Genomic DNA, 14210 nt, shown 5'->3' with positions numbered 1-14210 from the left:
GCTTGGGCTGTCTTCAACGGAAATATAACGAAAAATACCTTTTTATATTCACTAGCGGGTTCAATTCTTTCCCGTAAATCAGGTGGTTACAAAACTCATTTGCCAGAAAAGGCGCCAGCGTCACCCCCTTTGTGCCTAACCCGTTGAAAATAGAGACATTAGAAAATTCGGGGTGGATGCCTATTAATGGTCGGCGGTCCCGCACGGACGGGCGTATACCTGCCTGGGCGCCTACTAATGTGTAACCGGTACTTAGTAATCCTTTCAATTTGGATTCAAGCTCCTCTGTCGCTGCGTCAGTGGGCTGCCAGTCCAGCGGGTCCCACGAGTAGGTGGCCCCTACTTTCATCCTATTCTCAGCCACCGGCAGCGCGAATATTCCCTGGTTGATAATGTAGGGTTTAACGGGAACGTCCGGAACGATTTCCAGGATTTGTCCTTTTACGGGTGTGAATGGCAGCCAATTGAACCAGTTGTTTTCCAAAGCAAAAAAGCCCTGGCTGAAAATGACCGTTTTGAATTTCTTACCTTTCCATAAAATACAGTCGTCCTCCCGGACAAGATCCGTTGCATTGACTACCGATTCAACATATTCATTCTTGAAATACAACCTGCTGGCATCGAGTAACGCCGGCAAGTCGATCCAGCCCGACTGAACCACTTCCAGTCCTCCGAAATCCGCATGCACATAAGGCAGCTCAGTCCGCGGGTCGGGAGTGCCGCCGATGTATGGGCGAATGCCCGGGTCAGCCGTTTGCGCAAGATAAGTGTTCTGCTCCTCGATCGACCTGAAAGGCCGGTAGATCGGCGTAAGGTGCATCAGCTTACACGCTAATTTGTCTTCCAGATTTGCGTAAAAGGACTGGGCATAAGGAAAAAGATCATCGGCCAGCCAGGTCTTGACCAGCTTTTTGCCCGTCAGCGGATTGAAAATACCCGCTGCCACACGCGAAGACGAAGGCATCGAAGAATCGCCAGCGATCAGAAAGCTCTTTCCCAGATGATGCAGGTGCCATGCTACCGAAGTGCCGCCTATCCCCTGCCCTATAATGAGGTAATCGTAATCAAATTGCTGCATATTAGTCTTTATCGGCAGCTCGACGTCTGAGTGACAACCCGATTTGCTCGTCGGCAAGGCGTACAACCATTTCTACCTGCTCGTCGAGGGTCATAAATGAATTGTCAATATAGATGGCGTCCTCGGCCTGCCGGAGTGGGCTTTCGGCACGGTGTGTATCGATATGGTCGCGCGTTTTGAGGTTTTCAAGGATTTCTCCCAAATCGACAATATCGCCCTTTTCCATCAGTTCCAACTGCCGCCGATGCGCACGGATCATCGGATCGGCAGTCATGAAAATTTTCAGTTCTGCCTGGGGAAACACGACAGTACCAATGTCGCGACCGTCCATTACAATGCCCTTGGTCCTACCCATCCGCTGCTGCTGTGCTACCAATGCGTGCCGTACTTCGGCGATTGCACTCACTTCGCTTACCCTTTCGGAAACGTACATTTTTCGGATCTCATCCTCAACATTGAGCCCGTTCAGGTACGTATCGTTGCGCCCGAGTTCCGGATGCCGGCGGAAGGTGATATGTACCTTCGACAAGGCGTTTTCCACTTCCTTCGGATTGGTAAGGCTTATATGGTTCTGGATAAAATACAGTGTAACGGCCCTGTACATCGCGCCTGTGTCGATGTAAGGGTAATTCAATTGCTTGGCAACCAGTTTCGCAGTCGTGGATTTACCACAGCTCGAAAAACCGTCGATCGCAACGATAATCTTGGGCATATTGGAACGTGTAATTTTACAGAGCGTAAAAATACATTTTTAAAGCTCATTCCCCGGCTAGCTTCACAAACAAATGTTCGTCCAGAAACTGACCATTTTTGGTAATGGCCTTTCGGTGAATGGCTTCAAGTTTGTAACCGGCTTTTTCCAACACGCGCATCGACGCCGGGTTAGTTTCAAATACCCCGGCAAAAAGCCGAATAATGGTTGTATTGGCAAAAATCCACTCGGTCATCTGTATAACTGCATCGGTAGTGATGTTCAGCCCCCAGTAAGGCTCGCCCAGCCAGTAGCCTATCTCGGCGTTGTTGCGGTGAATGTCTTCCTGGCGCAACACGCCTATTCCGCCTACAAATTCTTCATGATAATAGATAGCACGGTGAAAGCTCTCGCCACTGTGGCGCCCATTGCAGAAATCAATCCAGTAATGGGCGTCTGAGAGCGTGTATGGCGACGGGAAATTATCCCTCACCTGAGCTGCCACATTCTTATTATTGGCCAGCTCAGCCAACCTTTCGGCGATATTTCTTGTGAACGGTCTGAGTGTTACCTGTTGGTCCATACCATGCTACTCGCCTTCGAGCAGGAAGATCACCATACTGCGCGCCCCGTGCGCGCCGATGACCAGCGATTGCTCAATATCAGCAGTTTTTGACGGACCTGCAATAAAACAACCCCATCCCAATGTGTCCTGCAAGCGCACGTAAGCCTCATGCATATTGTTCACCAGCGCGTTACGCGGGATCACGAAGGCCAGGTTTTGGGTAATAAATGGTAAAACGCGGTGCGGCAGGTATTGGTCGGAAATCCAAACGGCACCATTTTCGGCCACGCCAAACTCGGCTTGTACAATAGCAATTTCTACCGTTTCCAGCTCGTGCGGATCGGAAACGTTCAGGCTGAAATCCGCCCAGGCGCTCAGTGCGGGGATGGTCGTGGCGCGATTTACCACATTCCCGTAAAGTTCTTCCGCTTTCCGCAAGAGCTCTTCCAGGTTCTTGACCACGATTACTTCCGTATAAATCGCCGCCAGCATCTCGCGGAATTTGTCTTCGGTACTATCAAAACCGCTGGCGAAAGTCGTAACCAACGGCAGGGCCACTTCTTCTGGTTTGTTCTGCCGGATCTGGGCCAATATTCTCTCTCGTGAGCTCATCGTCTAATTTTTTCGGTTACGAACATACCAGTCGCGGAAACTTTCCTTTGGCGGCTCGGGCATATCGCGCTGCTTGTACCACGGGTTCAGGCTGTTATTAACCATGAAAGGAATCGCCCGCATTACCGTCCGCCCCAGTCTGCCCGACCATTGGTAAAACCGCGGTGCGGCCAGTACGGTCGACATAGCCCGGATACCCATTTCCTTGCTTTTTGGAACATAACCTTCTTTTGCAAGCACCTGTCTCCATTTATATAGCTGGTCGTGAATATCGATTTTAACCGGGCACACATTTGAGCAGCTGCCGCATAATGTGCTCGCAAACGGCAGGTCGGCATTCTTGGTCATATCCAAGTTAGGCGCAAGAATAGATCCGATCGGACCTGCAACGGCATTGTGATAGCTATGCCCACCACTCCTTCTGTAAACCGGGCAGGTGTTCATACATGCCCCGCAGCGAATGCATTTCAGGGAATTTCTGAAATCCTTTCTTCCCAGCTGCGTACTGCGACCGTTGTCGACGATCACAATATGCATTTCCTGCCCTTCGCGAGGCCGTTTGAAGTGGCTGCTGTAAGTCGTAATAGGTTGACCAGTGGCACTTCTGGCGAGCAGCCGCAGGAATACGCCCAGGTGCTCCTGCTTGGGAATGATCTTTTCAAAACCCATGCAGGCAATGTGAATGTCGGCCAAATGCGCGCCCATATCAGCGTTGCCTTCGTTGGTCGAGACCACAAAGCCGCCCGTTTCGGCTATGGCGAAGTTGACGCCTGTCAACGCTGCACGGCGGGTTAGAAATTTATCGCGTAAATGTTGACGGGCCGCCTCGGTAAGGTACTGCGGGTCGGTGGCCCCGGCGTCGGTGCCCAGATATTCATGGAAAAGATCGCCGATATCCTTCTTTTTCAAATGGATTGCCGGAAGCACAATATGGCTCGGCGGCTCGTTGCGCAGCTGTACGATGCGTTCACCTAAATCGGTGTCGATCACTTCAATGCCGTTTTTACTCAGGAATTCGTTCATATGGCACTCTTCGGTGAGCATCGACTTGCTTTTGACCATCTTGTCGATCTTATGCTTCTTTAAAAGCCCGAGTACGATTTCATTATGTTCGGCCGCATTGGCAGCCCAATGCACCTGAACGCCATTTTCCTGCGCCTTCTGTTCAAAAGAAACTAGCAACTCGTCCAAATGCGAGAGCACATAGTTCTTGATGCCCGAAGCAGCCTCGCGAAGTTGCTCCCATTCGGGTAGTTGTTTGGATGATTTATCGCGCTTCTGGCGTACGAACCAAAGGGTTTCGTCATGCCAGTTTACGTAAGGTTCGTCTCTGTTGAACACCTCGGAAGCTTCCGCGTGCTCCATTACTGTTTTGGACATAGCTGCCTTAACAATTAGATAATGGTATTTAAAGAAGAATAAGAATTGTACTTTTCACATTCATTGCACTATTTCAAGTTTGCAGTTTGTTTAATAAACAACTTTTTACAAATCGAAAAAATGCTATTTTCTTGTATTGCAATATCTTATACTTTTGAATCAACAAAGTTTTTCGATCGGGGCATCGGAGTCTGAATTAAGTTCAGTTTAACTTTTTTTAGACATTTAAATATTAACTCCTATGAAAACCAAAAACACTCTTATTATCGCAGCCTTGACTGGCTTGCTGCTATCAGGATCGGCATTTACTTCAAATGCCCAGAACAACTTCGCTACCGCAGACAAAACTGTAAACGCTTCTACGAAGCTGACTGTTCTGCAGGTTAAACCATTGCAATTCCGTGTTTCTTATAATAATCCAATTTCAAAGAATGTAGTTGTGCGTATTCTGGACAACGAGAAAAATGTTCTTTTTTCAGAAAACAGACGCGTTGAAAACAACTATCTGAAATACTTCGACTTATCAACCCTGATGGACGGTACTTACACGTTCGAAATCACGGATGGTAAAGAGAAGGCAGCACAATCGTTTGATATTTTGACTACAACCAGCCGCGTTGTTTCTTCAATTAACTAACAACGGGCGCTTCTCAGATTCTGAACATCCGTAAACTTTGTATAGACCGGGGCTCAATGTATGGGCTCCGGTTCTTGTTTTTTGATACTCGCATTCAGGATTTCGGCGATATGCTTTACCTGTACATTGGAATTGCCGCGCCTAAGAATGCCGCCCAAATGCATTAAACAGCTCATATCAGAGCCAGTGATGTACTCTGCATTGTGCCGGATGTGGTCTGCCACACGGTCCTTACCCATTTTCACCGACACCGCTTCTTCACTCACACAGAACGTTCCGCCAAAGCCGCAGCATTCATCGGTTCGGTCCAGATCGATCAGCTCAATTCCTTTGACCTGTTTGAGCAACGATACGGGCTTCGAAAAAGGCTCTGCGTTCAGCTCCGACATCTGCGACAAATACAGCCCGCGCTGCCCATGGCAACCCTGGTGCAGGCCCACCCGATGGGGGAATTCCGCGTCAATGTGGTCTATTTTCAAAACGTCAGTCAGAAACTCGACCAGTTCGTATACTTTCTTTCTGAGGACTTTCGATTCGTCGGCCCGGTGATCTGCCTTCAAATGGTCCTTGATATGCAACACACAGCTTCCCGACGGAGACACCACATAATCGCAATCTTTGAAAAGATCATAAAAAAGATTGTCGCAAGAGCGTGAGAGATGTTCGAATCCGGAGTTGGCCATCGGCTGGCCGCAGCAAGTCTGGTTCAATGGAAATATGACCGTGCAGCCTAGTTTTTCAAGCAATTCCAGCGTAGCGATCCCTACCTGGGGATAAAACTGGTCGACATAGCAGGGAATAAATAATCCGATCTTCCAATTTGAGTAATTCATTTTCTACCAAAATTCAATGGTGGCCTGAATGGGATAATGATCAGAAACCTCCGGATAATTCCTGATAACCTTGTAGTTTTTGATGCGAACCCTGTTGTTGAGCAGGGCAAAGATGTAATCGAGCCGGTCACCCGGTAAACCTTCGTTCCAGGTTTGCATTTGGGACCCATGGGCAGCGTCCTGCCATTTTTTACGGAACGAAAAATAAGGCTGCTCAGTCGGTCTTGCGCCCATATCCATGCCCAAAAGCACGGGCTGGACGCTGTTGACGAGCATTTGATTTATGTAAGCGGCCTGCAGTGCACGGTCCATGACAGAGGCGTATTCAAGCCGGGAGTTGCAAAACCGGAAGGTTACCGACCTGGACAGTCTGATCAATCCGCATTGCAATACCTTCGGGTCCGAGCCGGGGGTCCGCGGCAGGTTGATCACCTGCGTTTTTTCAAACGGCCAGTTAGAAAGTATGCCTATGCCCTGCGTCCCGTTTTCGGAGGTGTCGGCCACAGCGTACGAGTAATACATGCCCGTCTGCGCGGCGATCTGCCTTAGCTGGTGCTGTACCTTCCCTTTGTCCATCAGGCTGTCGACCGCCTGCAATGCCACAAGATCCGGATCATTTTCTTTAATAATCCTTAATATATCCCGCAGATTCGACTCTTCTTCGATATTAAGGCCATGCCGGATGTTGAAACTCATCAACTTCACTTCCACAGCCTGGCGTGGCTGCGATGAAAGCAATGCAAATGATAAAACAAGGATGGATAACGCGTAAAATAATCTACTCAACCTGTTCGAATGCTAGTTCATCACTTCAACCTTTCTTCTTAGAGGGCAAATATCTGGTCCATCAATACCCATTTTTCGCCTGGTTTCGCAGTGGGTAATGCCTGCTGATACTTCCACATGAGCTGCTCCCACTCCTGTACTTTCGGATTGCCGGCGTCCATTTGGGCTTTTGTTTCAAAACTGAAATCGTCTTCCGTCTCCATGATCATGAACAAGCGGTTACTGACCCGGTAAATGTCCATGACGGTGATGCCGGCGCTGGTAATGCTCTTGTGAATTTCCGGCTGGATTTTTTTGTGATACGCCTCGTATTCCGCAATCATTTGCGGATCATCGACCAGGTCCACCGCAAGACAATATCTTTTCATATCGTATTAAATATCGAGATTGTAAAACCTTCTGGCATTATTTCCCATTACATCCCGCACCTCGTCGTCTGAGAACATGGTCAGGTAATCGGTCAGAATGCCTTTCGCACCTTCATACTCGCCTGAAACCAGGCATACGGGCCAATCGGAGCCATACATGATCCTTTCCGTGCCGAATGCTTCGAAAACCACATCCAGATAGGGCCGGAAATCCGCTTTCTCCCAATGCAGCCAGTTTGCTTCGGTAACCATCCCGGACACCTTGCAGTGTACGTTCGGCAGTTCGGCAAGCCGGTGAATATCATCGGCCCAAGGTTTCAACTCTTGTACCTTGATCAGTGGCTTGGCAATGTGGTCCAGCACAAAATGTACATGGGGCAACCTTACCGCAAAATTGTAGGCTTCTTTCAGTTGGTTTTGGTAAATCAGAATGTCGTAGGTGAAATCAAACGCCACCAGTTGGCCTACTCCCCTGATAAACTCCGGTTGCAGCAAAAAGCCTTCCGGCTGTCCCTGCGCCACGTGGCGGAAACCTTTCAGTTTTTCAAACTGCGAATACCTTTCGAGCTGCTCGTAAAGATTCACCGCCCGAAGATCGACCCAGCCCACTACACCTCTGACGAAATCATTTGCTTCGGCCAGATGGAGCAGGAATTCCGTCTCCGAATCGGTCTGCGAAGCCTGAACGGCCACACAGCCATCGACCTTATTGGCTTTCAGTACGGGCCACAAATCCTCCGGCAGAAAATTCCTCCGGATAACCTGCATATCGGGAGTGATCCATGAATCACGCTCCTCGTCGTAAATCCAGAAATGTTGATGGGCGTCTATTGTCATACCTTAAACCGCCTTCCAGGCAATCGCCTCCTGCTTTTGCGAGCCCAATTTTTCTATACCCAATTCTACCACGTCGCCCGGTTTCAGGTAAACCGGAGGCTTCATACCCAATCCAACGCCGGCTGGTGTGCCTGTTGTGATGACATCCCCCGGAAGCAATGTCATAAACTGGCTCAGGTAGCTTACCAGAAATGGGATCTGGAATATCATGTCCGAAGTGTTGCTATCCTGAATTTTCTTGCCATTCAGGCTTAGCCAAAGGTCGAGGTCATTGGCATTACCCACTTCATCGGAAGTCACCAGGTAGGGTCCCAGCGGTGCAAAAGTGTCATTGCTTTTACCTTTCACCCACTGTCCACCACGCTCCATTTGGAACGCCCGTTCCGAATAATCGTTGTGAACGGCGTAACCGGCGACATAATCCAATGCATTGGCTTCCTCGACATAACTTGTCCTTTTACCAATCACCACGGCCAGTTCCACTTCCCAGTCGGTTTTCTCCGAATTTCTCGGGATAATAACCTGATCAAAAGGCCCGCACAATGCAGAAGTTGATTTAAAGAAAATTATCGGCTCTTTCGGCAGCTCAGTCGCACCCGACTCGTAGGCATGTTTGGCATAGTTCATTCCAATACATACGATTTTCGAAGGGCGCGCTACGCAGGAACCGTAACGGAAACCATCTTCTACTTTCGGGGCGGAAGCCGCATTGGTGTCCAACCAGCTTTTCAGGCGGGCAATACCATCGGTTGCAAAGAACTTCTCGTTATAATCTTCACCAAATGCCGAAACATCCAGCTTCGTACCGTCGGCCAATTCTACGCCCGGTTTTTCATTTTCAAATGCACCAAATCGGAAAAGTTTCATGTAAGAGATATTTGTGACGGAAGAATGCTTTAAGCCTTAGGCTGTAAGCTATAAGCTATAAGCAATTGAGATATCTTCGTCATAATGAATAATATGCTTTAGATTTTGCTTTAACACTTGTACGCAACATCGCTTACAGCCTATGGCCTAAGGCTTAAAGCTATAAGCAATTGAGATATCTTACCGTCATAATGAATAATATGCTTTAGATTTTATTTAACATGTGTACGCGACATCGCTTACAGCCTAAGGCTTAAAGCCTACTGCCTCTAATTATTCAACTTCTCAAACCCGCCGTCGATCAGGTAATCGCAGCCGGTGATAAAGCCTGCCTCATCGGAGCACAGGTATAATGCCAGCGCACCGATTTCCTCAGGCTTCGCCATACGGCCAATGGGCTGGGTTTTAGATAGTTTTTCGAACATTTCCTGCTCTTTACCAGGATAATTTTTTGAAATAAAACCATCCACAAAAGGAGTATGTACACGCGCCGGCGAAATGCTGTTGCAACGGATACCGTCGGCCAGGTAATCGCGGGCAACTGACAATGTCATCGAGTAAACCGCGCCCTTTGCAGTAGAATAAGCAAAGCGGTCGGGTATTCCTACTGTTGCAGCAATCGAAGCCATGTTCAAAATAACACCTCCACCATTGGCTTTCAAATGCGGAATCGTGGCCATCAGACAGTTGTAAACGCCTTTGACATTGATATTAATTACCCGATCGAAATCGATTTCAGCGGTCGTATCCGCCTTGCCGATGTGCGCGATGCCCGCGTTGTTGACCAGGATATTGATCTTTCGGTTCGCCGCAATGGCGTTGATAATGTTGACGACATCCGCCTGCTTGGAGATGTCCAGTGCGTGTGCCTCAGCTTGTCCGCCTTCCGCAATGATTTCACTCACCACCTGGTTGGCCAGATCAATATTGAGTTCCAGAATGTGCACATAAGCCCCCTGTTTCGCGAAAGTTTTAGAGATCGCCAATCCGATCCCGCTCGCTCCGCCGGTTACCAGTGCTGTTTTTCCTGTTAAATCAAACATAGATATTTGCTTAAAGCCCGGGATTAAATCCCTGGTTATTAATAATTATAATGAAACTCCGCGCTTCCATGGGATAAAATCATCCTGACCAAGCTGTTGCGCTTTGGTGAGCTCTCCACTTGCCACTTTGATTACATATTCGAGCAATGCCTCGGCGTTCTGCTCAATGGTTTGCGTACCATCCACGACAGGACCGCAATCGAAATCAATGACGTCCGGCATGCGTTGCGCAAGTGCCGAGTTGGTTGCTACTTTCGCTACCGGGCAGATCGGGTTACCTGTTGGTGTGCCAAGGCCGGTGGTGAAAAGGATAATGTTAGCGCCTGCGGCTGTCTGACCCGTGGTTGCTTCCACGTCATTACCCGGCGTACACACGAGGTGCAATCCTGATTCCGTCGCACGTTCAGTGTAGTTCAAAACATCGGATACGTAAGCATTGCCGCCTTTCTTGGCTGCACCGGCGGATTTAATGGCGTCAGTAATCAAACCGTCCTTAATATTACCCGGTGACGGATTGAATGCAAATGCGGAACCTACTGCTTCTGCTTTGCCTGCGTAGTCGCGCATCAGTTTTTCAAATTTTGCGGCTTTTTCTTCGGTTACGCAGCGATTCAGGAGCTCTTGCTCGACCCCATTCAGTTCAGGGAATTCGGCCAGAAGCGTTTGTCCGCCCAGTCCTACGACCAAATCAGAAAGGTGCCCCAGCACCGGGTTTGCCGAAATACCCGAGAAACCATCCGAACCGCCACATTTCAAGCCTACCGAAAGTTTGGAAAGCGGCGCATCGGAGCGCTCGAATTCATTGATTTTGGTTAAACCCATGAACGTCTCCTTGATCGCACCTGACATCAAGGAGTATTCAGTGCCTTTCTGGTGCTCAAATGCAAAAAATGGCTTGTTAAAATGCGGATCGCGCTTGCGGATTTCGTCTTCCAGCGTTTTCAGCTCCGAATTCTGGCAGCCAAGGCTCAATACCGTGATACCCGCCACATTGGGATGAACCGCGTAGGCCGCAAAAAGCGAGCACAATGTGTTGGCATCCAGACGCGTGCCGCCGCAACCGCCTTCATGTGTGAGGAATTTAACTCCATCCACATTTTTGAACGGCCGTTCCGGTTTCTTCTTCGCAGCCGGCGCGTCCATGAAAGTTTCGAGACTTTTGATCGTCCGCATGTCGCCCTGCTGATATAAATGCAGGAATTCGCGCACCTGGTCACGGTAGATGTCAGTCTGCGCATAACCCAGCTCCCGCTCGAATGCGTCCTTCATAATCAGCACATTGCGGTTTTCGCAAAACACCAGCGGCACAACCAGCCAGTAGTTGTAAGTTCCAACGCGGCTGTCCTCGCGGTGGTAACCTTTGAAAGTCCGCTTCTGCCAGTGGCTTACGTCTGGCTGCGTGTAAGAGTATGGCTGACGATTCGCCGTACTGTAATCGTGGGCGTCGTGTTTCAGATTGAATGTCGTGATCGGCTCGCCCTTTTTGATTGGCTGGGTAGCCCTGCCAACAAGCACGCCGTACATAATGATGGCGCCGCCGGTATCAATGTCTTCCGTAACGAATTTGTGCTTGGCCGAAACGCCGTATTGAAGATTGTAGAGATTCCCCTCGTACGTCACGTCCGCACCTGCGGGCTGATCGCGCAGTGCAACGATGACATTGTCGGAAGGGTGAACTTTCAGGAATTGGGACGCCATATTAATGTTCAGGTGAATGGTAATCTGGTATATCCATCTGGTTTTCAACGATGCCAAATAGAATATATCAGCAAAACAACAGAATTATTTGAATACAATGAACTCAGACATTAGCAAATTTTTCAACTATATTGGCATATATTTCTCTTTTACGGTTTTAATCATGTAATTATTTGTGAAACCGCAGCTACTTAAAGTCCCGAAGGGCTTACAAAAATCATTCAGTATCCGGCGCGATGTGGTCCTTTATTTCTATAACCGCTGGCATTACCATCCTGAATTAGAGCTCATTCACATAGAGCAAGGCTCTGGTACGCAGTTCGTGGGCGACAATATCCGCAGCTTCCAGAGCGGCGATCTGCTGCTGATCGGCCCTAACCTGCCACATTACTGGCGTTGCGACGAAAAGTACTTCCAAAGGGGCAGCCAGCTTTATGCACAGGCCACTGTCGTCCATTTTTCGGAAGATATTTTCGGTAAAAACTTCCTGGGGCTGCCTGAAAACAAGTCGATCCACGATTTGCTCGTGAAAGCCCGGCTTGGGATGAAGATACTCGGGGAAGGCACCGATAAAGTGAAAACGCTTTTGCACGACCTTCTTAACCAGACCAACGGGAACCCGATCATCTCGCTGATGCAAATACTGGAAACGCTCGCTCACTGCGAGGAGATCAACGTGCTTTCCAATACACAGTACCAGAACGAGTACGACCAGTATGACACCGACCGTATCAACCATATTTATCAATACTCGATCTCCAACTTCCAGAAGAAGATCTCAATCGAGGAAATCGCCGAAGTAGCCAATATCAGCCCGCATTCGTTTTGCAGGTATTTCAAAAGCCGCAGCCGCAAAACCTATTCGCAGTTTCTGCTCGAACTTCGCATAGGACATGCCTGCAAGCTGCTTTCTGAGAGCCGTATTCCCGTCGCCCAGGTTTGCTTTGAAAGCGGCTTCAACAATTTTGCCAACTTCAATAAATACTTCAAACTCCACACCGGCAAAAGTCCGATGCAATACCAGAAGGAATTCCGGAAAATCCCTATTTCAGGCCATTTGCCAACCTTTAACACAGCTATATGAAAGCTAATCTGATTAACATACTCGATAAGACGATCCAGCAAGCCGAGATTCACATCGCAGACAAGCATATCTCGAAAATCGAAATTACAGGCCCGGAGAATCATGAACTACCTTATGTATTACCCGGCTTCATCGACTCTCATGTGCACGTAGAGAGCTCAATGCTTACACCGACACAGTTTGCCCGGCTGGCGGTTGTACATGGGACGATCGCGACGGTGTCCGACCCTCACGAAATCGCCAACGTGCTGGGTGTGGATGGTGTGCATTTCATGGTCGGGGACGGCAAGCGGGTACCTTTCAAATTCTGCTTCGGCGCCCCCTCGTGTGTGCCCGCGACGGCTTTTGAAACGGCCGGTGCGGAAGTAAATGCGGCGCAAGTTGGCGAGCTCCTGGCAAGCGACGATATTGGTTATCTGGCGGAGGTAATGAATTTTCCAGGGGTTTTGAATGAAGATCCCGACATGATGGCCAAGATCAATTGGGCTAAACATTACAATAAGGTAATAGACGGCCATGCGCCGGGCCTGCGCGGCGAGGCGGCCAGGCAATATGCCAGTTATGGCATCAGCACTGATCACGAATGCTTCATCTATGCCGAAGCCCGCGAGAAGATCGGTTACGGCGTCAAAATACTGATTCGTGAAGGTAGTGCTGCGCGTAATTTCGACGCGCTGATCCCGCTGATCGCCGAGTTTCCTGACCGTATCATGTTCTGTTCTGACGACAAGCATCCGGATAACCTCGTCGAAGGGCATATTAATGTACTTGTCAAACGTGCACTGGCGCTGGGTTACGACCTTTGGAATGTACTCCAAGCCGCTTGCATTAACCCCGCAGTACATTACAGTTTGAATGTGGGACTGCTGCGGGAAGGCGATGCCGCTGATTTTATTGTGATTGACAACATCAGCACATTCAATATCCTCGAAACCTGGATCGATGGCGCGCGGGTTGCCAAACAAGGCAGGTCCTTGATACCCGATCTGCGCTGCGCACATCCTAACCATTTCGAATGCCATCTGAAAACGGCGGCGGATTTTAAATATCCCGTAAAAAATTCTGAAACAAGGATCAGGGTGATCGAGGCTTTGGATGGTCAATTGGTTACAAATGAGTGGATAACGGAGGCAAAAATCATCGATGGCGCGATAGTCTCCGACCTAGAAAAGGACGTACTAAAGATAGTAGTCGTGAACCGCTACTCGCCCGCGCCCGTGGCCGTTGCATTCATCCGCAATTTTGGTTTGAGGCAAGGCGCATTGGCATCGTCGGTCGCACATGATTCACATAATATTATAGGTATAGGCTGTGATGATGAAAGCATTGCACGCGCTGTGAACCTGATCATTGGGGCAAAGGGCGGTGTATCGGCCGTAGGTGCCCAAAAGGAACACTTGCTGGAACTCCCGATCGCCGGACTAATGACCGACCATGACGGTTATGAAGTGGCTGAAAGTTACACGAAGATCGACCGTTTTGTGAAAGAAGTGCTAGGATCGACCTTAAAATCTCCGTTTATGTCACTGTCGTTCATGGCGTTACTGGTGATACCTTCGTTAAAATTGAGCGATAAGGGACTTTTTGACGGGAAAAATTTCAAGTTTACCGTGCCAGGTTTATAAAAAAGCACTGATTTACAGGAAATAGTATCATTAACCTTTGAAATATAATTTTATGATGAAAATATTTTTAAATTATGTTTTTTTATAAATATATTTACAAGTGTAA

General features: G+C 48.7%; 15 protein-coding genes. 3 read left to right on the top strand and 12 right to left on the bottom strand.

Annotation, left to right across the window (positions count from 1 at the left end; translation table 11 throughout):
• Positions 1-13: 13 nt before the first annotated feature.
• Genes AAHB90_RS06590 through AAHB90_RS06570 form a run of 5 tightly spaced genes read right to left on the bottom strand, consistent with a single transcriptional unit; the run spans position 14 to position 4326 of the window.
• The gene (locus AAHB90_RS06590) at positions 14-1078 is read right to left on the bottom strand and encodes an NAD(P)/FAD-dependent oxidoreductase (RefSeq protein WP_342084145.1); all 1065 of its coding nucleotides are present in this window, start codon (positions 1076-1078) and stop codon (positions 14-16) included.
• Between the two features lies 1 nt (position 1079).
• Entirely contained in the window at positions 1080-1790 is a 711-nt protein-coding gene (gene cmk, locus AAHB90_RS06585; protein ID WP_342084144.1) for a (d)CMP kinase, read from the bottom strand.
• 46 nt (positions 1791-1836) lie between these two features.
• On the bottom strand, positions 1837-2352 hold the full coding sequence (locus tag AAHB90_RS06580) for a GNAT family N-acetyltransferase (protein ID WP_342084143.1): 516 nt from the start codon (positions 2350-2352) through the stop codon (positions 1837-1839).
• Between the two features lie 6 nt (positions 2353-2358).
• Positions 2359-2946, bottom strand: coding sequence for a LutC/YkgG family protein (locus AAHB90_RS06575; protein ID WP_342084142.1), 588 nt, complete (start codon positions 2944-2946; stop codon positions 2359-2361).
• 3 nt (positions 2947-2949) lie between these two features.
• A complete protein-coding gene (locus tag AAHB90_RS06570; RefSeq protein ID WP_342084141.1) occupies positions 2950-4326 on the bottom strand; it encodes a lactate utilization protein B in 1377 nt (458 codons plus the stop codon).
• 241 nt (positions 4327-4567) lie between these two features.
• Here AAHB90_RS06570 and AAHB90_RS06565 point away from each other — a divergent pair, with 241 nt between their 5' ends.
• Positions 4568-4963 carry a hypothetical protein gene (locus AAHB90_RS06565; protein WP_342084140.1) on the top strand — a complete coding sequence of 132 codons (396 nt, stop codon included), beginning with the start codon at positions 4568-4570 and terminating at the stop codon, positions 4961-4963.
• 53 nt (positions 4964-5016) lie between these two features.
• Here AAHB90_RS06565 and AAHB90_RS06560 read toward each other — a convergent pair whose 3' ends face one another.
• The 7 genes from AAHB90_RS06560 to AAHB90_RS06530 form a co-directional block, all read right to left on the bottom strand.
• Complete coding sequence (locus AAHB90_RS06560) at positions 5017-5796, bottom strand: (Fe-S)-binding protein (protein ID WP_342084139.1); 780 nt, start codon at positions 5794-5796, stop codon at positions 5017-5019.
• Between the two features lie 3 nt (positions 5797-5799).
• Positions 5800-6582, bottom strand: a complete 783-nt coding sequence (locus tag AAHB90_RS06555; protein ID WP_342084138.1) for an endonuclease/exonuclease/phosphatase family protein — start codon at positions 6580-6582, stop codon at positions 5800-5802.
• A gap of 38 nt (positions 6583-6620) precedes the next feature.
• The gene (locus AAHB90_RS06550) at positions 6621-6950 is read right to left on the bottom strand and encodes an L-rhamnose mutarotase (RefSeq protein ID WP_342084137.1); all 330 of its coding nucleotides are present in this window, start codon (positions 6948-6950) and stop codon (positions 6621-6623) included.
• A gap of 6 nt (positions 6951-6956) precedes the next feature.
• A complete protein-coding gene (locus AAHB90_RS06545; protein ID WP_342084136.1) occupies positions 6957-7787 on the bottom strand; it encodes an amidohydrolase family protein in 831 nt (276 codons plus the stop codon).
• 3 nt (positions 7788-7790) lie between these two features.
• Entirely contained in the window at positions 7791-8654 is an 864-nt protein-coding gene (locus tag AAHB90_RS06540; RefSeq protein ID WP_342084135.1) for a fumarylacetoacetate hydrolase family protein, read from the bottom strand.
• A gap of 269 nt (positions 8655-8923) precedes the next feature.
• On the bottom strand, positions 8924-9697 hold the full coding sequence (locus tag AAHB90_RS06535) for an SDR family NAD(P)-dependent oxidoreductase (RefSeq protein WP_342084134.1): 774 nt from the start codon (positions 9695-9697) through the stop codon (positions 8924-8926).
• Between the two features lie 45 nt (positions 9698-9742).
• Positions 9743-11395, bottom strand: a complete 1653-nt coding sequence (locus AAHB90_RS06530; RefSeq protein WP_342084400.1) for a UxaA family hydrolase — start codon at positions 11393-11395, stop codon at positions 9743-9745.
• 175 nt (positions 11396-11570) lie between these two features.
• On the opposite strand from AAHB90_RS06530, the gene AAHB90_RS06525 reads away from it, so the two are divergent.
• Both AAHB90_RS06525 and ade read left to right on the top strand, forming a co-directional pair.
• On the top strand, positions 11571-12479 hold the full coding sequence (locus AAHB90_RS06525) for an AraC family transcriptional regulator (RefSeq protein ID WP_342084133.1): 909 nt from the start codon (positions 11571-11573) through the stop codon (positions 12477-12479).
• Positions 12476-14104 carry an adenine deaminase gene (gene ade / locus AAHB90_RS06520; protein ID WP_342084132.1) on the top strand — a complete coding sequence of 543 codons (1629 nt, stop codon included), beginning with the start codon at positions 12476-12478 and terminating at the stop codon, positions 14102-14104. Before AAHB90_RS06525 ends, ade begins: the two co-directional genes overlap by 4 nt.
• Positions 14105-14210: the final 106 nt, after the last annotated feature.

Origin of the sequence: Dyadobacter sp. OTU695, from assembly GCF_038440355.1 — a bacterium.
GTDB lineage: Bacteria > Bacteroidota > Bacteroidia > Cytophagales > Spirosomataceae > Dyadobacter.
The sequence above is the reverse complement of the archived record's forward strand: the minus strand, read 5'-3'. Positions and strand labels throughout refer to the sequence as shown.